Genomic DNA, 17,473 nt, shown 5'->3' with positions numbered 1-17,473 from the left:
TCCCCTCCCGCACCCCGCCGGGAGAGGCGGCGGCGGATAACGTCGTGGCCATGTCGACTTCTGCGCAGCCTTCCGCCGGGACCGGTTCCGCCACTGCCCCCGGTGCCTCCTCCGGCGAAACGGTCACCGACCGCCTGGTCGGCCTGAACACGCGTTACGCGGAGGCGTTCACCGACCCCGGCATGGACGCCCGGCCCGTACTGAAGGTCGCCATCGTCGCCTGCATGGACGCCCGCCTCGACCTCCACCGGGCACTGGGCCTGGAGCTGGGCGACTGTCACACCATCCGCAACGCGGGCGGCGTGGTCACCGACGACGTACTCCGGTCGCTGACCATCAGTCAGCGTGCGCTCGGCACCCGCAGCGTCGTCCTCATCCACCACACCAACTGCGGCATGGAGTCCCTCACCGAGGGCTTCAGGCAGGAGCTGGAGCTCGAGGTCGGACAGCGCCCGGCGTGGGCCGTGGAGGCCTACTCGGACGCCGACCAGGACGTCCGCCAGTCGATGCAGCGCGTGCGCACCTCCCCCTTCCTCCTGCACACGGACGACATCCGCGGATTCGTCTTCGACGTGACCACGGGCAAGCTGCGGGAGATCCTCCCCGCCTCCTGATCCGCCGACATACGGACTACATCCGGCATTTCACCCCTGGTTGTCCACAGGCGAGTGACACGAAGCGGTAACGGCAACAAGAATGCGGGTGTGACATCTCTCCGGGTCCTCCGGAGAGTGTCCGTATATCGGAGCGGGCCGGGCGGCTTTGTGCGTCCGCCCGTGCACAACGGGGCCGAGGAGGGCCGGGTGACGACCTATGACGATCGAGCGAGCCTCACAGATCTGACCACCACAGCCGAGCGGGTACGCAGGTCGGTCGAGGGTGTGATCGAGGGCAAGCCTGAGGTCGTACGGCTCTCGCTGACCGTGCTGCTCGCCGAGGGACACCTCCTCATCGAGGATGTGCCCGGGGTCGGCAAGACGATGCTGGCCAAGGCGCTGGCACGGTCCATCGACTGTTCGGTGCGACGCATCCAGTTCACGCCGGACCTGCTGCCGTCGGACATCACCGGGGTGTCGATCTTCGACCAGCAGCAGCGGGACTTCGAGTTCAAGCCCGGTGCGATCTTCGCCCAGATCGTGATCGGCGACGAGATCAACCGTGCGTCGCCCAAGACCCAGTCGGCACTGCTGGAGTCGATGGAGGAGCGCCAGGTCACCATCGACGGCCAGACCTACGAGCTGCCCGACCCCTTCATGGTCGTCGCCACCCAGAACCCGGTGGAGATGGAGGGCACCTATCCGCTGCCCGAGGCCCAGCGCGACCGCTTCATGGCACGTGTGTCGATCGGCTACCCCAGCGCGGAGGCCGAGCTCCAGATGCTCGACGTGCACGGCGGGGCCTCGCCGCTGGACGACCTCCAGCCGGTGGCCCACGCCCACGACATCGTGAAGCTGATCGACGCGGTCCGTAACGTCCACGTGGCCGAGTCCGTCCGGCGGTACGCCGTGGATCTGGTGGGCGCGACCCGCCAGCACCCGGATCTCAGACTCGGGGCCTCACCACGCGCGACCCTGCATCTGCTCCGCGCGGCCAAGGCGTCGGCGGCCCTCGCCGGGCGGGACTACGCCCTGCCGGACGACGTCCAGGCACTCGCGGTCGCGGTGCTCGCGCACCGGCTGCTGCCCACGGCGCAGGCGCAACTCAACCGGCGCACCTCCGAGCAGGTCGTGCTGGACATCCTGCAGCGCACGCCTGTGCCGACCTCGGGCGGTACGGCCACCCCGGCACAGCCCCAGCACCGGCCCGGCAGCCCGGTGTACGGCCGGCAGCCCGGCGTCCGGCCGCTGTGATGACGGCCGGAGTGCCCGGCCCCGTGGACAACGGCGACAACAAGGGGGGCCTGCGGGCCGCTCTGAGCGGGCTGACGACGCGGGGCCGGTCCTTCCTGGCCGCCGGTGTCGCGGCCGCGGTCTGCGCCTATGTCCTCGGCCAGGGCGATCTGCTACGGGTCGGCCTGCTGCTGGCGGTGCTGCCGCTGGTCTGCGTCATCGTGCTCTACCGCACCCGCTACCGCGTGGCGGGCAGTCGCCGGCTCTCCCCGTCCCGGGTGCCCGCGGGCGAGGAGGCACGGGTCCATCTCCGTATGGACAACGTGTCCCGGATGCCCACGGGGCTGCTCATGCTCCAGGACCGCGTCCCGTACGTCCTCGGGCCCCGGCCCCGGTTCGTGCTGGACCGGGTGGAGGCGGGGGGCGTCCGGGAGGTGTCCTACCGGGTCCGGTCCGATCTGCGCGGGCGCTATCCGCTGGGGCCGCTGCAGCTGCGGCTGAGCGACCCGTTCGGGATGTGCGAGCTGACGCGCTCCTTCAGCGCCTACGACACCCTCGTGGTCATCCCCCGTACCGAGCCGCTTCCGGCGCTTCGGCTGGCCGGAGAGGCCTCCGGCTACGGCGACGGCAGGCAGCGTTCGCTGGCTCTGGCGGGCGAGGACGACACGATCCCGCGCGGCTACCGCCACGGTGACGACCTGCGGCGGGTGCACTGGCGTTCCACCGCGCGCTACGGCGAGCTGATGGTGCGCCGGGAGGAGCAGCCGCAGCGGGCCAGGTGCACGGTGCTCCTGGACACCCGGCGGATCGCCTACCAGGGCGCAGGGCCGGGATCCGCCTTCGAGTGGGCGGTCTCCGGGGCCGCGTCCGTGATGGTCCACATGCTGGAGCGGGGCTTCGCGGTGCGGCTGCTCATGGACGACGGGAGCACCGTGCCGGGCGAGAGCGGCGACGGTTTCTCCGGTTCCGCCCATGACTCCGCGGACTCGGCGGGTCTGATGATGGACACCCTCGCGGTCGTCGACCATTCCGACGGGGGCGGCCTCTCCCGGGCCTACGACGTGCTGCGCGGGAACAACGAGGGGCTGCTCGTGGCGTTCTTCGGCGATCTCGACGAGGAACAGACCGCGGTGGCCGCCCGGATGCGTCAGCGCAGCCGCGGGGCCGTCGCGTTCGTGCTCGGCAGTGAGGACTGGGCGCGCGGCAGGGAGGCAGGGGCGTCCGCGTCCATGTCCCCCGGGTCGCCCGCGCCTTCCGCCGACGGTCTGCGGCTGCTGCGCGAAGCGGGTTGGACGGCGGTCAAGGTGCCACCCGGGACGGAGCTCGCCCGGCTGTGGCGGCAGGCGGGCGAGGAGCGCTCCGGCGCCGGTTCGACGACAGGGTTCTCCGGGGGATGGTCATGAGCGGGCGTACCCGACTCGCACTGTGCGCCTTCGCGGCCACGATGCTGGCGGCAGGGGCGCTTCTGCCCCTCGTCGAGACGTCGAAATGGGTGCTGCAGGCGGGCTTCCTGCTGGCGGTCCAGACCGGTGTGGGCGCGCTCGCCCGCCGGATGCGGCTCGTCCGTGTCCTGACGGTCTCCCTCCAGGTGCTCGCCACCCTTCTGACGCTGACCGTGGCGTTCGCCAGGGAGCACGCCCTGTTCGGTGTGCTGCCCGGCCCCCAGGCGGTCCAGCACCTCGCGGAGCTGCTGACCACCGGCGCCGACGACGTCAACAGATATGCCATCCCGGCACCGGCGACCGAGGGCATCCGGCTGATGCTGATCGGCGGGGTTCTGCTCATCGGGCTCGCCGTGGACGTCCTCGCGGTGACCTTCCGAACCGCCGCTCCGGCCGGTCTGCCGCTGCTCGCGCTCTACTCGGTCGCGGCAGGACTCTCCGACGGCGGTGCGGGGTGGCTGTGGTTCCTGCTCGCCGCGTGCGGGTATCTGCTGCTCCTGCTGGCCGAGGGCCGGGACCGGCTCTCCCAGTGGGGCCGGGTGTTCGGTGGTGTGTCCCGCACCTCGGGCGGTCTGTCGGCAGGCCTGGACGGGTCGTCCGGGCGTGCCATGGCCCCGGTCCGTACGGGACGGCGCATCGGCGCGGTGGCGCTGGGCATCGCCCTGGTCGTGCCCGCGGCCCTGCCCGCGCTGGACGGCGGGCTCCTGTCCGGCACGGGCGGCGGGACAGGCAGGGGCGGAGGCGGGGGCACGATCTCCGCGGTGAACCCGCTGGTCTCGCTGCAGAACAATCTGAACCAGCCGGAGAACCGGGAGGTGATGACGTATCGCACCAGCTCCGGGAGCCCGCAGGACTTCTATCTGCGCATCCTGGCGCTCGACCAGTTCAGCGGGGGCGAATGGCGTCCGTCGACCCGCCGGCTGAGCGATGTGCCGGACCGGCTTCCGCAGCCTGCGGGGCTGGCCGGGGACATCGCGGTCACCGAGGTCCGGACGAACATCTCGGCCGCGCGCTCGTACCAGCAGACGTATCTGCCGCTCCCCTATCCGGCGAGCCAGGTGAACATCCAGGGCCGCTGGCGGTACGAGCCGGAGGGCCGCACCCTCGTCGGCGACGACGGCCAGACGACGGGCGGCGCCCGCTACCAGGTCAGCAGCCTGGAGGTGACACCCACGGCCTCGCAGCTGGGCGGGGCGATGCAGCCTCGCGGGGACCTGTCCCGCGAGTACACCCGTCTTCCCTCGTCCCTGCCGGATGTCGTCGAGGAGACGGCCGAACGGGTGACCAGGGACGCGGCGAACGACTACGAGCGAGCGGTGAAGCTCCAGAACTGGTTCGCGTCGGAGGGCGGTTTCCGTTACGACACGACGGTGACCTCGGGGACCGGCACCTCGGCGATCGAGCGCTTCCTGAAGGACAAGGAAGGCTTCTGCGTCCACTTCTCCTCCACGATGGCGGCGATGGCCAGAACGCTGGGGATACCGGCCAGGGTCGCGGTGGGCTTCACCCCGGGCACGGCCCAGGCGGACGGTTCGGTGTCGGTGGGGCTGCGGGACGCGCACGCCTGGCCCGAGCTGTACTTCGAGGGCGTGGGATGGACCCGCTTCGAACCGACTCCGTCCCGGGGAAGCACCCCCTCCTACACGCTGCCGGACGTGCCCTCGCAGGACGCGACCGATCCCGCGCTGCCGACGGACGGCGCCTCCGCCGAGCCCACCGCGGCCCCGTCCTCGTCGGAGACCTGCCCGGCGCAGGAGCGTCAGCAGGGCCAGTGCGGTGCGTCCGCGGCTCCGGGCGCGGTGGACTCCGCCGGCCCGGGGACACCGCTGAGAACGTGGGCGCTGTGGGTGCTGGGTGCCGTGGTGGTGCTGGCACTGCCGTTGCTGCCGATGCTGTGGCGGCAGCGGGCCCGTGCCCGGCGGCTCGGTTGCTCCCAAGGACGCACACCGGCTGATGCCACCGCCCGGGTGATGGCCGCCTGGCGGGAGCTGACCGATACGGCTTGGGACCACGGCATTGCTCCGGACGAGTCACAGACCCCCCGCAAGGCCGCGGCCCGGGTCGTCCGGCTGGGCGGCCTCGACGGCTCGGCCGCGGCTGCGGCCCACCGGGTGGCGGGTGCGGTGGAGCAGGTGCTGTACGCACCGGAGCCCCGCGCGGCCACGGCGCCCGCCGAGGATGTACGGGCGGTTCGGGGGGGACTGTGGGCCTCGGCCGGCCGCTGGGCAAGGGTGCGTGCCACGCTCGCGCCACGTTCCGCCGTTCGGGTGATGTGGGCGGTCTCGGAACGCCGGGCGGAACTCGGCCGCACCTGGTCGGGCCGCCTGGGCCGCGCCCGCTGGCCGGCCCGCCTGCGCCGCCCGTCACGCCAGCAGGGCTGATCTCCTGCCTCTCCGCCTCTCTGCCCGCTCCGGCCGAAGCGGGCAGAGAGGCGGGGACGCCGGGCCGGGAGGGCCGGGGGCCGGGCCGGGAGGGCCGGGGGCCGGGCCAGGAGGCCGGGGCCGGGCCAGGAGGCCGGGGCCGGGCCAGGCCGGCCCAGGAGGCGGGGCCGCCGGGCCGGGAGGCCGGCCGGGGCCGGGCCAGGCAGAGGCGGGCGCGCAGGTACTCAGCCGGGACTAATGCCGGGCTGGGCCCAGTCGCGCCGGGCGGAGCTCAACCGGGACCGGGCCGGGAGGCCAGGGCGGGCCGGGCCAGGAGACCGGGCCGCCGGACAAGGCAGAAGCGGGCGCAGGTAGTCAGCCGGGACTGATGCTGGGCGGGACCCAGGACCAGGGCTGGGCCGAGCTGCGGCCGGGCCGGCGCACGGACCTGGACCGGGAACGGTATCGACCGGGAACGGTATCGACCGGGAACGGTATCCAGCCGGGAGCGGTATCCGCCCGGGACCGTGCCCGGGCACGGTCCCGGGCACACGTGAGGGGCGGTCGCTGCGAGGCGACCGCCCCTCACCTGTGAGGTCCAGCGTCACGTGCTCGGTGTGCGCGGACCACGTCCAGGACCGGCGACTGCGTGCCGGCCATGGAGCGGAAAGCTCACTGGCCCTGTTCGTCGCGGCGGCGCTGCCACCGCTGCTCGATCCGGTTCATCATCGACCGGCGCTGCCTGGGGTGTCGGCGTTCGCCTCCGCCCCCGCTCGCACTCCCGGCCGGCTGCTGCTCACCGGGCTTGGGCGCCTTGCGCCACCCGGTGACCGCCAGCACGGCGCAGCCCAGCATGACGAGGAATCCCGCCACGCTGACCCATGTCTGCTGGAAAACCATTCCGGCCATGAGGAGCGCGATACCCACCAGAAAACCGGCCACCGCCTGGTAGACCCGTCGCCGGGTGTACCTGCGCAGCCCGCTTCCCTCAAGCGCTGTAGCGAACTTGGGATCTTCGGCGTACAGCGCTCGCTCCATCTGCTCGAGCATTCGCTGCTCGTGCTCCGAGAGCGGCACGGAGTCCTCCTCGTCGTCGGCCGCGGGGGCGACCGGTATGCGGCCCTTCCAGGATAGGCAGGGATTCGCCCCCGTGAAACCCGCCCTCTAGCCATAGCCAGTCCGGACCGCCATGTCGGCTCGGCTGCTGAGGCGTAGATTCCCCGACCTCCGATCCGTCATGCCGGATGGTGTCACCCGATCATACGGGGCTCGCGGCCCGATCGGGTGTTCTGGGCAGTACTCCGTCTGCAGCTGCGTTGCTGATCAGCCGTGCTCCGGTCACTCCGCGTCCATGCTCGTGCGGGCTCCGCGTCACGGCTCAGGCGCGCTTCTCTCCCAGAACGTGCAGCTGGGTCGCCACGGAGTGGAAGGCCGGCAGTTCGGCGACGGCCGCCTCCAGCCTGAGGAGCTCCTCCATCGCACCCGGCTCGGTGTCCACGAGAACGCCGGGCACGAGGTCGGCGAAGACCCGCACCCCGTGCACCGCGCCGACCTCGACACCGGCGTCGGTGACGAGCGCCGACAGCTGGCCGGCGGTGAACCTGCGGGGCACGGGGTCGCCGCCGCCCCACCGCCCGTCGGGGTCCGTCAGCGCCTGCCGGGCCTCGGCGAAGTGTCCCGCGAGTGCCCTGGCCAGGACGGCACCGCCGAGTCCCGCACCGAGCAGGCTGAGCGCACCGGAGGGGCGGAGGGCGTCGACCGCGTTCCGCACTCCTTCGGCGGGGTCGTCCACGTACTCCAGAACGCCGTGGCACAGCACCGCGTCGTAGGCGTCACGCTCCACCACGTCGAACAGGCCGAGGATGTCGCCCTGGACACCGCGGACCCGGTCGGCGACCCCGGCCTCATCGGCACGGCGCTCCAGCGCGAACAGGGCGTTGGGGCTGGGGTCGACGACGGTGACCCGGTGGCCGAGGCGGGCGACGGGCACCGCGAAATTGCCGGTACCCCCGCCGGTGTCCAGCACGTCCAGGGCTTCCCTGCCGGTCGCCTTGACCCGGCGCTCGAGGGCGTCCTTGAGAACCTCCCAGACCACAGCGGTACGGAGGGAGGCGCGGGGGCGCAGCTGGTCCGACACGGCGATTGACTCCTCGGCGCGGTACCGCCACGGACGGCGGGGCGTGAACGGTGCAGGTGATACGGGTCCTCTCCACCCTATTGCCTCGCACCGCCCTCCCGGTCACTCCCCGTCGCACCGCCGGTCCTGTCCGTCCCGCCGGGGTTGCGGAAGGACGGGCTGGAGGACCAGCAGCCGCTCGACCAGGCGCAGGAACATGGCCGCGTCGCGCAGCAGGTCGTCCGCGTCCCGGCTGCTGGCGGCGCCGGGTATGCCCGCCTCCGCACGCGCCCTCCGCCGGGCTCCGGAGGCGAACAGGGCGCTCCATTCGGTGAGTTCGGGAGCGATGTCGGGCAACACCTCCCAGGCGCTGCGAATCCGCTCCCTGCGGCGTTTGTTCGTCTCGGGCCGGCCACGGGCGGCGAGGACGGCCGCCGCGGTGCGCAGCGCGGCGAGATGTGCGGTGGCGTACCGCTCGTTGGGCACGTCGAGCACGGCGGCCTCGTCCAGCCCCGCGTGGGCCTGGGCGAGCAGATCGAGGGCGGCGGGCGGCGCCGTGGCGCGGCGGAGCACGGGGTGGACGTCGGTTGCCGGACCGGTCAGTGAGGGGGCAGGGCTGCCTGCGCGGCGCCGCGGGGCGGCGGCTGCGGACGAGCTGGCCATGACGAACCTCCTGTCGTCGTGTGACGGCTCTGTGGCCGTCTGTATCCATCGTGACGGCCCCCACTGACAATTCCCCGGAATCCTCCTCCGACCTGGCACTTTGCCTCGAGTGCGAGTTCGGGTTAGCTTTTTGCACTGACCGGTCAGTGCAAACAATGGGGGTGGGGTCGTGGACAGCCCGCAGGGGGCGGCGCTGAGCGCCGAGGACTTCGGACTGAAGGGGCCGCGAGGCTGGGCCTTCCGGGATGTGGGGTTCACCGCGGATCCCGGATCGCTCGTCGCGGTCGAGGGGCCGTCCGGCTCCGGCCGCACGTGCCTGCTGCTCGCGCTCACCGGCAGGATGCGCGCCACCCGGGGCCACGCCGAGGTCGGTGGTGAGCGCCTCCCCGGCCGGCTCGCCGCCGTACGCCGGTTCAGCGCGCTGGGCCCCGTCCCGGGGGTCAGCGAGCTGGACCCCTCGTTCACCGTCGCCGAGCACCTGCGGGAACGCGCCCTGCTCCAGCGCCGTTTCGACTCCTCGCCCCGCGCCCTGCTGCGCTCCCGCGCCCAGCGCACCGCCACGACCCGGTCGTTGATCGACACCGCCCTGGAGGCTGCCGAACTGGACCCCGCGGCCCTGCCCAAGGCCGAGCGGACCTCCGTGCGCGACCTGGAGCGCATCGAGGCGCTGCGTCTGTCCGTCGCCCTCGCCCTGATGGGCCGTCCGAAGCTCCTCGCGGTGGACGACACCGACCTCAAGCTCTCCGCGGCGGACCGTTCGCGGGCCTGGGAGCTGCTGCGCACCCTCGCGGACGGCGGCACCACGGTGCTGGCCGTGTGCAGCGAGGCGCCCGAGGACGCGCTGACCGTGCGCACCCGCCCGGCGGACGGGGCCGGGACGCCCACCGGCGACACGGCCCGCGGGGCCACCGAGGAGACGACCACGGAGAAGGAGTCGGCCGATGCGATCGCCGAAGCTGGCCGCGCTTGAGCTGCGGAGGTTCGGCAGGGGCCGGATGCCGCGTGCCGCACTCGTGGCACTCCTCCTGCTGCCGCTGCTCTACGGGGCCCTCTACCTCTGGTCGTTCTGGGACCCGTACGGCCGGCTCGACCGCATCCCCGTCGCCCTGGTCAACGACGACAAGGGCACACGGACCGGGGGCGAACACCTCGCCGCGGGGGACGAGATCGCCGGCCGGCTCCTCGACTCCGAGGTCTTCGACTGGCACGAGGTCGGCTCCGCCGAGGCCGAGCGGGGCCTGGAGGACGGGACGTACTACCTCTCGCTGACCGTGCCCGCGGACTTCAGCGAGCGGATCGCGTCGAGCGCCGGGGACGCCCCGGAGACCGGCGCCCTCCAGGTCCGAACGAACGATGCCAACAACTACATCGTCGGCCAGATCTCCAGGACGGTGTTCGCCGAGGTCCGCAGCGCCGCGTCCACGAAGGCCTCACGCGGCTTCCTCGACCGGATCTTCATCGACTTCTCCGGCCTGCACGACGCGACGGCGAAGGCGGCCAAGGGGGCCGACGACCTCGAAAGCGGCATCAAGAAGGCGAAGGAGGGCTCCAAGGAGCTCGCGGCCGGCCTGAAGGACGCCACGTCGGGAAGCGGCAGGCTCTCCACGGGCATCACCCGGCTCGACAAGGGCGCGGGCGACCTGGAGACGGGTTCCCGGCAGGTGGCCGTCGGCACCCAGCTGCTCGCCGACGGGGTGAACAAGGCCGCCACCGACATACGCCCCTTCCTCAAGGACAACGGCAAGGCCATCGGTGACACGGCCCGGCTGGTCGCCGACTCGTCGAAGGCCGTACGGGACAACCTCGACCTGCTGGTGGAGACGGCGCCCACCGCCTCGGCCGCCGCCCACACGGCCTCCGGCGAACTGGCCGAGGTGTACCGCGCGCGCTGCGAGGAGCAGCCCCTGCCCGATCCCGGGGTCTGCCCGCAGCTGAAGCGGGCCAGTACCGCGGCGGCGGACGTCGCCGATGTCGCCGACGACGTGAACGCCCTGGTCACGAACCAGAAGGGCGACCTCGCCGAGCTGCGCACCCGGCTGGCCACCCTGGAGAAGCAGGCGGACGCGCTCGCCAAGCGCTCGCCGCACCTCGACACGGACCTGGAGTCGGCCGTCGCGAGGATCAACAAGCTCAACACCGGGGCGCACAAGGTCGCCTCGGGCGCCGACGCGCTCCACACCGGACTGGGCACCGCCAGGACGGGCGCGGGCGATCTGGACGCCGGGGTCAAGAAGCTCAAGACGGGCGCGGCCGGCCTGAAGAGCGGGCTGTACCGGCTCGGCGACGGCTCCGCGACGCTCGCCCAAGGCCTGAACGACGGCGTCGGCAGGATCCCCGACTACGACGAGGAGGACCGCGACGCCCGGACCGGTGTCATGGCGGACCCCGTTCAGCTGGCCTCCTCCTCGCTGCACGCGGCGCCCAACTACGGCACCGGCTTCGCCCCGTACTTCATCCCGCTCTCGCTGTGGGTGGGGGCGATGGTGGCCTACATGCTGATCCAGCCGCTCAACCGGCGGGCGCTGTCGGCCGGGGCCCCGGCGTGGCGCATCGCCTTCGCGGGCTGGCTGCCGGTCGCCGCGATCGGGCTGCTCCAGGTCGCGGCCCTGATGTCCGTGCTGCACTGGCGGCTCGGGCTGCAGATGACGCACGCCGCCGGGACGCTCGGCTTCCTGGCCCTGGTCACCTGCTGCTTCGCCGCGATCGTGCAGTGGCTGAACGCCCGCTTCGGCGCCGCGGGACGGATCCTCGTCCTGGCGGTCCTGATGCTCCAGCTGACCTCGGCCGGAGGCACCTACCCCGTCCAGACCAGCCCGGGGTTCTTCGGGGCGATCCACCCCTATCTGCCGATGACCTATGTCGTGGAGGGGCTGCGCCGGCTGATCACGGGCGGCGGACTCGGCCCCGTCTGGCAGGGCTGCGCGGTCCTGCTGGCCTTCACCGCGGGCGCCTTGGCGCTGACCGCGCTGTCCGCCCGCCGCAAGCAGGTGTGGACCCTGGACCGGCTCCACCCGGAGCTGAGTCTGTGACGGCGCCGGGACCTGTGAGAATCGTGCGTATGGACAGCAGTAGCACCACACGCCGCCAGATCACCCGGCAGAAGCTCTACGAGGCGGCGGTCACCCTCATCGCGGAGAAGGGCTTCTCCGCGACCACGGTGGACGAGATCGCGGAGCGGGCCGGGGTCGCCAAGGGCACGGTCTACTACAACTTCAAGAGCAAGACCGAGCTCTTCGAGGAGCTGCTGCGGCACGGCGTCGGACTGCTCACGCAGTCGCTGCGCACCGCCGCCGACGGGACGGACGCACGCGGCGGCACCCGCGTGGAGGCGCTGGACGCGATGATCAGGGCGGGCCTGGTCTTCATCGACCGCTACCCGGCCTTCACCCAGCTGTACGTCGCGGAGCTCTGGCGCACCAACCGCGCATGGCAGTCGACCCTTCTCGTGCTGCGCCAGCAGGCGGTCGCCGTCGTCGAGGGCGTACTCCGGGAGGGCGTCGCCAACGGCGAGCTCAGCGAGGAGATCGACGTACAGCTGACGGCCGCGGCCCTGGTGGGGATGGTGCTCGTGGCGGCCCTCGACTGGCAGGCGTTCCAGCCGGAGCGGACGCTCGACGACGTGCACTCCGCCCTGTCCCTGCTGCTGCACGGACGCGTCAGCGGGCACTGAGGCCCCAGGGCTCCCGGCACGCGGAGAAGCGCCGGCCCGGTGGAATTCGATCCCCCCGAATTCCACCGGACCGGCGCCCGGTACCGCCGCGGAGCCCTCCCCCGTGACCTCGTTCCCCCGTGGTCCCGGAGCTCCGCGTCGTGTGCCCCCGTTGCTTCCGGGGTGCGGCTCCGTTCCGCCGCCCCGTGTCGGCGGTCCGGGCGCCGTGCCCCTTCCGTGGTCTCCACTCTTCCGTCCGCGCAGGTCAGGGCCTATCCGCATCCCTACTCATCTCGCGCACTAGGTAGAGATACTCAGGCCTGTGTGGCAGCGCCCACCCCGGCAGCGGCCCCACTGGCTACGATCGCGTCCGTGTCCGTACTCCCCTTGGTGTTCACCAGCGGCTGGGCGAGCGGGATCAACGCCTACGCGGTGGTCCTCCTCCTCGGCGTCTTCGGCGCGACCGGACTCACCGACGAGGTGCCCGCGTCGCTCCAGCGCACGGATGTGCTCGTGGTCGCCGGGGTGCTCTTCCTCTGCGAGGCGGTCGCCGACAAGATCCCTTACGTCGACTCGGCCTGGGACACGGTCCACACGGTGATCCGTCCCGTGGCCGGGGCGGTCGTCGCCGCGCTGCTGGCCGGCGAGAGCGGCTCCCTGCCGGAACTGGCGGCCGGAGCCGTCGGGGGTTCCACCGCGCTGATGAGCCATCTGGTGAAGGCCGGCACCAGGATGGCGGTCAACACCTCCCCCGAGCCGTTCAGCAACATCGGGGTCAGCGTCGCGGAGGATCTCGGCGTCGCCGGGATCATCACCTTCGCGGTCTTCAACCCGGTGGCCGCGGCCGTCGTCGCCGCCGTCCTGCTCCTGCTCGGCCTGGTGACACTGCTCTTCCTGGCCTCCCGCATCCGCCGGTTCCTGCGCCGCAGGGCGCAGCGCCGCGAGGAGAGGAACCTGGCCGGAGCGGGCGGTCACCGGCCTCCCGGATGATCTGTCGGTGGCACCCCTTAAGGTCACTGACATGGCACGAATTGCGGTGATCGGCGCCGGGACGGGCGCGATGGCGGCGGCCGCCCGGCTCGCCGTGGCAGGCCACCGGGTGACGGTGTACGAGCGGTCAGGGACCCATGGCGGCTCGCTCGGCCGGTATGCCCGGGACGGCTTCGTCTTCGACACCGGCCCCGGACTGCTGCACCTGCCCGCGGTCTATCGCGACCTGTTCGTGAAGACGGGTAAGGAGCCGCTGGAGCAGTGCGTCACGCTGACGCAGGTGGACCCGGCGAGCCGTCATCTCTTCGCCGACGGCACCGCGGTGTCGCTGCCCAACGCCTCACGGGCGGGGGTGGTGGGCGCGCTGGACCAGGCCCTCGGGGCGGGGGCGGGCGCCCGCTGGGGAGATTTCCTGGACCGTGCGGGGACCGCCTGGGACCGGTCGCGCAGACCGCTGCTGGAGGAGCCGCTGCGCGAGGACCGGGAGGTGCTGGCCCGCGACCCCTATCCCTCGGTGCGTGTGCGCAGGCTGCTGCGGTCCCCCCGGCGGGCGGGGACGGTGGAGGAGATCGGCGCCTGGGAGCTGGCCGACCCCCGGCTGGCCGCCCTCCTCGACGGATACGCCCTGTCCTACGGCCTCGACCCCCGCCGCGCCCCGGCCGCCGCCGCTCTCCTGCCGTACATGGAGGAGACCTTCGGCAGCTGGTACGTCGCCGGAGGCATGCGTGCGCTGGCCGACGCGGTGTACGAGCGGTGCCTGGCCCGCAAGGTGGAGTTCGTCTTCGGCGCCGAGGTGGTCCGGGTCACCGAGAAGGACGGCCGGGCCGCCGGGGTCGAGCTGGCGGACGGCCGGAGTGTGGAGGCCGACCACGTGGTCCTGGGTGCGCAGCCCGCGCCCGGGCTCCTGCCGGTCCGGGAGGCGGCGCCCGCCGGGCAGCGTGAGGCGCCGGTGCCGGGCCGCTTCGTCGTCATGCTGTCGCTGAGTGGCGCCCGCGAGCGGGGCGCCGTGCACCGGACGGTGGTGCATGCCGGAGACCCGGCCGCGGAGCAGGAGGCGGTGTTCGGCGGCCGGACGGCCGAGCGGCCCACGGTCACAGTGTTGCGGCCCGACGACCCGGCCACCCGCCCCGACGAGGAGCACGAGGCGGTGACCCTCGTGGTGACGGTGGCCCCTCAGGGACGCGTCGACTGGACGGACCCGGCGCTGCGCGCACGGTTCACGGACTCGGTGGTCGACCGGGCGGCCGAGGCGGTCCCCGGCCTGCGCGAGCGGATACTCCACACGGAGGTGCGCACTCCCGCCGAGACCTCGGCCGACACCGGAGCGGAGGGCGGTTCGGTGCCGGCTCCGGCCCTGGCCGGGGCGGCGGGCGGGTATCTGCACGCGGGGAACCGCACCCCGCTGCCGGGCCTCTATCTGGCGGGCGGCTGGTCCCACCCCGGCGGCGGGCTGGCGCACGCCGGCATGTCGGGGGCCCTGGTCGCCGGTCTCGTCGTGGAGGGGGACGGCTTCCGCGGCTCCCAGTGAGCCGCGGCCGGCCCGTCGTTCCCCGCGCGGCCTCCACGGCCGCCACGACGAGGCACGCCGGTCAGTAGCGGTACTGCTCGTTCTGCCCGGTGTCGTATCCGTTCCCGTACGGGGCGGGCTGGACGGGGGCTTCCGGCGGCAGCGGGGGGTACTGCTCGCTCTCGCGCTGCTGCGGCACCCACACGCCGCCGGGCGGGGTGTCGGAGGCGTACTGCCCGGCGTAGGGGTCGGCGGGCTGCTGTCCGCCGCTGTAGGTGTCGTAGCCGTTGCCGTAGCTGTCGTACGAGGCGTACTGCCCGGTGCTCGCGGCTCCTCCGGTGCCGATGTACGGGTCGGAGTAGGCGGGGTAGCCCGTCGGGTCCGTGCCGTAGTCGTACTGACCGGTGTAGGTGCCCTGGCCCTGATAGGTGTCCTGGGCCGGGTAGCCGCCCTGGCCGTACGGGTCCTGGGCCTGCTGCCCGTAACCGGCGTACGGGTCGTGGGCGGCGTACTGCGGCTGCGGTTCCCCGTGCTGGTCGTGCCCATGCTGGCCTTGGCGGTCGCCGCCGTTGCCCGTGGAGGAGTCGCTGTAGATGCCGTACTGCCCGGTGTCGTCCGGCATCGGCTGGGGTTCGTAGACCGCCGAGTGGGTGGTCTCCGCCTCGGGGGCGCCCTGGTACTCCAGATCGGAGACCTCGAGGGTGGGCTTCTGCGCGCCTTGGTCGCCGCCCCCGCGGCGACGGCGGCTCTCACCGGGGCTGCCGCCTATGGCCCATCCCGTCGAGAAGCCCCGCCGGAAGGAGAGCGTCACATAGGTCTGCCCCGTCGCGAAGGCGATCGCCCCGACGGCGATCACCAGCACGGACGGGATGAGCACACCGAGGACCACGCCGAGGAAGCCGGCGAAGGCGAGCAGACGCCAGCGCAGGCGCGCCTTGTACTGCAGCAGCACCTCGCCCAGCAGCCACAGCGCCACTATGCCGAATGCGATGTAGAGGACCGTCCAGCCCACGCCCGCCCCCTCCTGCGGCCACCGCCCCGGTTGGTGGCGGGTACGGCCGGTCAGGACTGCTTGTGCAGTCCGAGATTCTCGTAGATCTCGAGTGTCGCCGTCGAGTTGTTGAGCGTGATGAAGTGCAGCCCCGGGACACCCTCGGAGAGCAGCTTCGCGCAGAACTCCGTGGCGAACTCGATGCCAATGGAGCGTACAGCCGCCGGGTCGGCCTTGGCGGCGAGGATGCGTTCTTTCAGTGAGGAAGGCAGCGACGCGTTGCTGAGCTGCGCGAATCTCTCCAGCTGTTTCACGCTGGTGAGCGGCATCACCTCGGGAATGACCGGGGTGTCGCAACCCGCGGCGACCACACGGTCACGCATCTGGAGATAGCTCTCCGGATCGAAGAACATCTGGGTGATCGCGTAGTCGGCACCGGCCCGGCACTTGTCGACGAAATGACCGATGTCGGAGTCCCAGTCGGAGGACCGGGGGTGCATCTCGGGAAAGGCCGCGACGCCGACGCAGAAGTCACCGGCCTCCTTGATGAGCCGGACGAGGTCGGCCGCGTAGCGCACGCCCTGCGGGTGCTCGATCCACTCGCCCATCGGGTCGCCCGGCGGGTCTCCGCGCACCGCGAGGATGTTGCGGATGCCGGCGTCGGCGTACTGCCCGACCATGTTGCGCAGCTCGGCCACGGAGTGGTCGACGGCGGTGAGGTGGGCGACCGGGGTGAGCGTGGAGTCCGCGGCGATCTGCTGGGTCGCGCGCACGGTCCCGGCCCGGGTCGAACCACCGGCCCCGTACGTCACGGAGACGAAGCTCGGTCCCACCGCCTCGACCCGGCGCAGCGCGTTCCAGAGATTCCGCTCGCCCTTCTCCGTCTTGGGCGCCCAGAACTCGAACGAGTACGACATCTCGCCGGTCGCGAGGAGCTCACGCACGGTGCGTGCGTGATCCGTCCTGGTGGAAGGTGTACCAAGGGCCATACCCGGAGGTTAACCAGGGCCCGGCGGTACCCCAACCAGAGGGACCGATTTGACCGGAATGAGGCGGATTTTGTCCACCCCTCGGACAGCCTCCACGGACGCCCCCCTCGGACACCTGCCCAGGGCCCCTGGCCGGCCCCTGTTCCCGACTCTTCCCCGAGCGCCCTCTCCGCCGGCCCTCCCGGCCGGTACGGCCCGCTTCAGAGGGAACGGGCCCGGATGCGCCGCGCGAGGGACTCGGACGCCGCTGCCGGATCCGGTGCCTCCGTGATGGCGCGCACGACGACGACGCGGCGGGCCCCGGCGTCGAGCACCTCGTCCAAATTCCCGGCGTCGATCCCGCCGATGGCGAACCACGGCCGCGCCGTGCCGAGCGAGGCGGCGTAGCGCACGAGGCCGAGGCCGGGGGCGTGCCGGCCGGGCTTGGTCGGCGTGGGCCAGCAGGGGCCCGTGCAGAAGTAGTCGACGCCCGCCTCGGCGACGGCGGCGTCGACCTCGGACTCGGCATGGGTGGACCGGCCGATCAGGGCCTCCTGGCCGATGACGGCGCGGGCGGCGGGCACGGGCAGGTCGCCCTGGCCGAGATGCAGCACGTCGGAGCCGATGGCGTGGGCGACGTCGGCCCGGTCGTTGACCGCGAGGAGCGCGCCGTGGCGCTTGCAGGCGTCGGCGAACACCGCGAGGTGTTCGAGCTCCTCGGCCGCCTCCATGCCCTTGTCGCGCAGCTGGACGATGTCCACACCACTGGACAGCACCGCGTCGAGGAACTCGGGGAGATCACCCTGCCGCTTGCGGGCATCGGTGCACAGGTAGAGCCGGGCGCCGGACAGCTGGGAGCGAGGCGTGGACATGGTGATTCCCCCGTCGGTGCGTCGATGGATCTCTGGTACGTCGATGGACGGCCGTGCCGTAACGCGGAGTGCGGGCCGCGTGTGTC

General features: G+C 72.5%; 15 protein-coding genes. 9 read left to right on the top strand and 6 right to left on the bottom strand.

The window, feature by feature from the left end; genetic code table 11:
- Positions 1-50: 50 nt before the first annotated feature.
- The 4 genes from ACWCQM_RS19060 (at position 51) to ACWCQM_RS19045 (ending at position 5,652) form a co-directional block, all read left to right on the top strand.
- Positions 51-614, top strand: a complete 564-nt coding sequence (locus ACWCQM_RS19060) for a beta-class carbonic anhydrase (protein ID WP_450916348.1) — start codon at positions 51-53, stop codon at positions 612-614.
- 189 nt (positions 615-803) lie between these two features.
- The gene (locus tag ACWCQM_RS19055) at positions 804-1,850 is read left to right on the top strand and encodes an AAA family ATPase (protein ID WP_267076213.1); all 1,047 of its coding nucleotides are present in this window, start codon (positions 804-806) and stop codon (positions 1,848-1,850) included.
- Positions 1,850-3,232 carry a DUF58 domain-containing protein gene (locus tag ACWCQM_RS19050; protein WP_450916347.1) on the top strand — a complete coding sequence of 461 codons (1,383 nt, stop codon included), beginning with the start codon at positions 1,850-1,852 and terminating at the stop codon, positions 3,230-3,232. Before ACWCQM_RS19055 ends, ACWCQM_RS19050 begins: the two co-directional genes overlap by 1 nt.
- Positions 3,229-5,652, top strand: coding sequence for a transglutaminase family protein (locus ACWCQM_RS19045; RefSeq protein WP_450916346.1), 2,424 nt, complete (start codon positions 3,229-3,231; stop codon positions 5,650-5,652). Before ACWCQM_RS19050 ends, ACWCQM_RS19045 begins: the two co-directional genes overlap by 4 nt.
- A gap of 651 nt (positions 5,653-6,303) precedes the next feature.
- On the opposite strand, the gene ACWCQM_RS19040 is transcribed toward ACWCQM_RS19045, so the two are convergent.
- The 3 genes from ACWCQM_RS19040 to ACWCQM_RS19030 all read right to left on the bottom strand — a co-directional run bounded on the left by ACWCQM_RS19040 (position 6,304) and on the right by ACWCQM_RS19030 (position 8,410).
- A complete protein-coding gene (locus tag ACWCQM_RS19040) occupies positions 6,304-6,708 on the bottom strand; it encodes a DUF3040 domain-containing protein (protein WP_033303312.1) in 405 nt (134 codons plus the stop codon).
- A 301-nt stretch (positions 6,709-7,009) separates the two neighbouring features.
- Positions 7,010-7,768, bottom strand: a complete 759-nt coding sequence (locus ACWCQM_RS19035; protein ID WP_450916345.1) for a class I SAM-dependent methyltransferase — start codon at positions 7,766-7,768, stop codon at positions 7,010-7,012.
- 102 nt (positions 7,769-7,870) lie between these two features.
- Positions 7,871-8,410 (bottom strand): SAV_6107 family HEPN domain-containing protein, encoded by a 540-nt coding sequence (locus ACWCQM_RS19030; RefSeq protein WP_450916344.1) that lies wholly within the window; start codon positions 8,408-8,410, stop codon positions 7,871-7,873.
- 169 nt (positions 8,411-8,579) lie between these two features.
- On the opposite strand from ACWCQM_RS19030, the gene ACWCQM_RS19025 reads away from it, so the two are divergent.
- From ACWCQM_RS19025 to ACWCQM_RS19005, 5 genes are all read left to right on the top strand, one after another.
- Positions 8,580-9,380 carry an ATP-binding cassette domain-containing protein gene (locus ACWCQM_RS19025; RefSeq protein WP_450916343.1) on the top strand — a complete coding sequence of 267 codons (801 nt, stop codon included), beginning with the start codon at positions 8,580-8,582 and terminating at the stop codon, positions 9,378-9,380.
- Positions 9,352-11,439 carry a YhgE/Pip family protein gene (locus ACWCQM_RS19020; protein WP_450916342.1) on the top strand — a complete coding sequence of 696 codons (2,088 nt, stop codon included), beginning with the start codon at positions 9,352-9,354 and terminating at the stop codon, positions 11,437-11,439. Before ACWCQM_RS19025 ends, ACWCQM_RS19020 begins: the two co-directional genes overlap by 29 nt.
- A gap of 29 nt (positions 11,440-11,468) precedes the next feature.
- The gene (locus tag ACWCQM_RS19015) at positions 11,469-12,080 is read left to right on the top strand and encodes a TetR/AcrR family transcriptional regulator (protein WP_267076206.1); all 612 of its coding nucleotides are present in this window, start codon (positions 11,469-11,471) and stop codon (positions 12,078-12,080) included.
- 351 nt (positions 12,081-12,431) lie between these two features.
- Positions 12,432-13,049, top strand: a complete 618-nt coding sequence (locus ACWCQM_RS19010) for a DUF4126 domain-containing protein (RefSeq protein WP_450916341.1) — start codon at positions 12,432-12,434, stop codon at positions 13,047-13,049.
- A 31-nt stretch (positions 13,050-13,080) separates the two neighbouring features.
- On the top strand, positions 13,081-14,577 hold the full coding sequence (locus tag ACWCQM_RS19005) for a phytoene desaturase family protein (protein WP_450916340.1): 1,497 nt from the start codon (positions 13,081-13,083) through the stop codon (positions 14,575-14,577).
- 61 nt (positions 14,578-14,638) lie between these two features.
- On the opposite strand, the gene ACWCQM_RS19000 is transcribed toward ACWCQM_RS19005, so the two are convergent.
- From ACWCQM_RS19000 to thiE, 3 genes are all read right to left on the bottom strand, one after another.
- Positions 14,639-15,568: a hypothetical protein gene (locus ACWCQM_RS19000; protein WP_450916339.1), complete on the bottom strand. Its 930-nt coding sequence runs from the start codon at positions 15,566-15,568 to the stop codon at positions 14,639-14,641.
- 50 nt (positions 15,569-15,618) lie between these two features.
- On the bottom strand, positions 15,619-16,536 hold the full coding sequence (metF, locus tag ACWCQM_RS18995; RefSeq protein ID WP_450916338.1) for a methylenetetrahydrofolate reductase [NAD(P)H]: 918 nt from the start codon (positions 16,534-16,536) through the stop codon (positions 15,619-15,621).
- Positions 16,537-16,736: 200 nt separating this feature from the next.
- Positions 16,737-17,387 carry a thiamine phosphate synthase gene (gene thiE, locus ACWCQM_RS18990; RefSeq protein ID WP_450916337.1) on the bottom strand — a complete coding sequence of 217 codons (651 nt, stop codon included), beginning with the start codon at positions 17,385-17,387 and terminating at the stop codon, positions 16,737-16,739.
- Positions 17,388-17,473: the final 86 nt, after the last annotated feature.

The sequence above is a fragment of the Streptomyces sp. NPDC002125 genome (assembly GCF_053593715.1).
This window is presented reverse-complemented; position numbering and strand designations above follow the sequence as displayed.

Coding starts and splice junctions, on each gene's coding strand:
- ACWCQM_RS19060 (WP_450916348.1), top strand. CDS start 51: ATGTCGACTTCTGCGCAGCCTTCCGCCGGGACCGGTTCCGCCACTGCC.
- ACWCQM_RS19050 (WP_450916347.1), top strand. CDS start 1,850: ATGACGGCCGGAGTGCCCGGCCCCGTGGACAACGGCGACAACAAGGGG.
- ACWCQM_RS19045 (WP_450916346.1), top strand. CDS start 3,229: ATGAGCGGGCGTACCCGACTCGCACTGTGCGCCTTCGCGGCCACGATG.
- ACWCQM_RS19030 (WP_450916344.1), bottom strand. CDS start 8,410: ATGGCCAGCTCGTCCGCAGCCGCCGCCCCGCGGCGCCGCGCAGGCAGC.
- ACWCQM_RS19020 (WP_450916342.1), top strand. CDS start 9,352: ATGCGATCGCCGAAGCTGGCCGCGCTTGAGCTGCGGAGGTTCGGCAGG.
- ACWCQM_RS19015 (WP_267076206.1), top strand. CDS start 11,469: ATGGACAGCAGTAGCACCACACGCCGCCAGATCACCCGGCAGAAGCTC.
- ACWCQM_RS19005 (WP_450916340.1), top strand. CDS start 13,081: ATGGCACGAATTGCGGTGATCGGCGCCGGGACGGGCGCGATGGCGGCG.
- metF (WP_450916338.1), bottom strand. CDS start 16,536: ATGGCCCTTGGTACACCTTCCACCAGGACGGATCACGCACGCACCGTG.
- thiE (WP_450916337.1), bottom strand. CDS start 17,387: ATGTCCACGCCTCGCTCCCAGCTGTCCGGCGCCCGGCTCTACCTGTGC.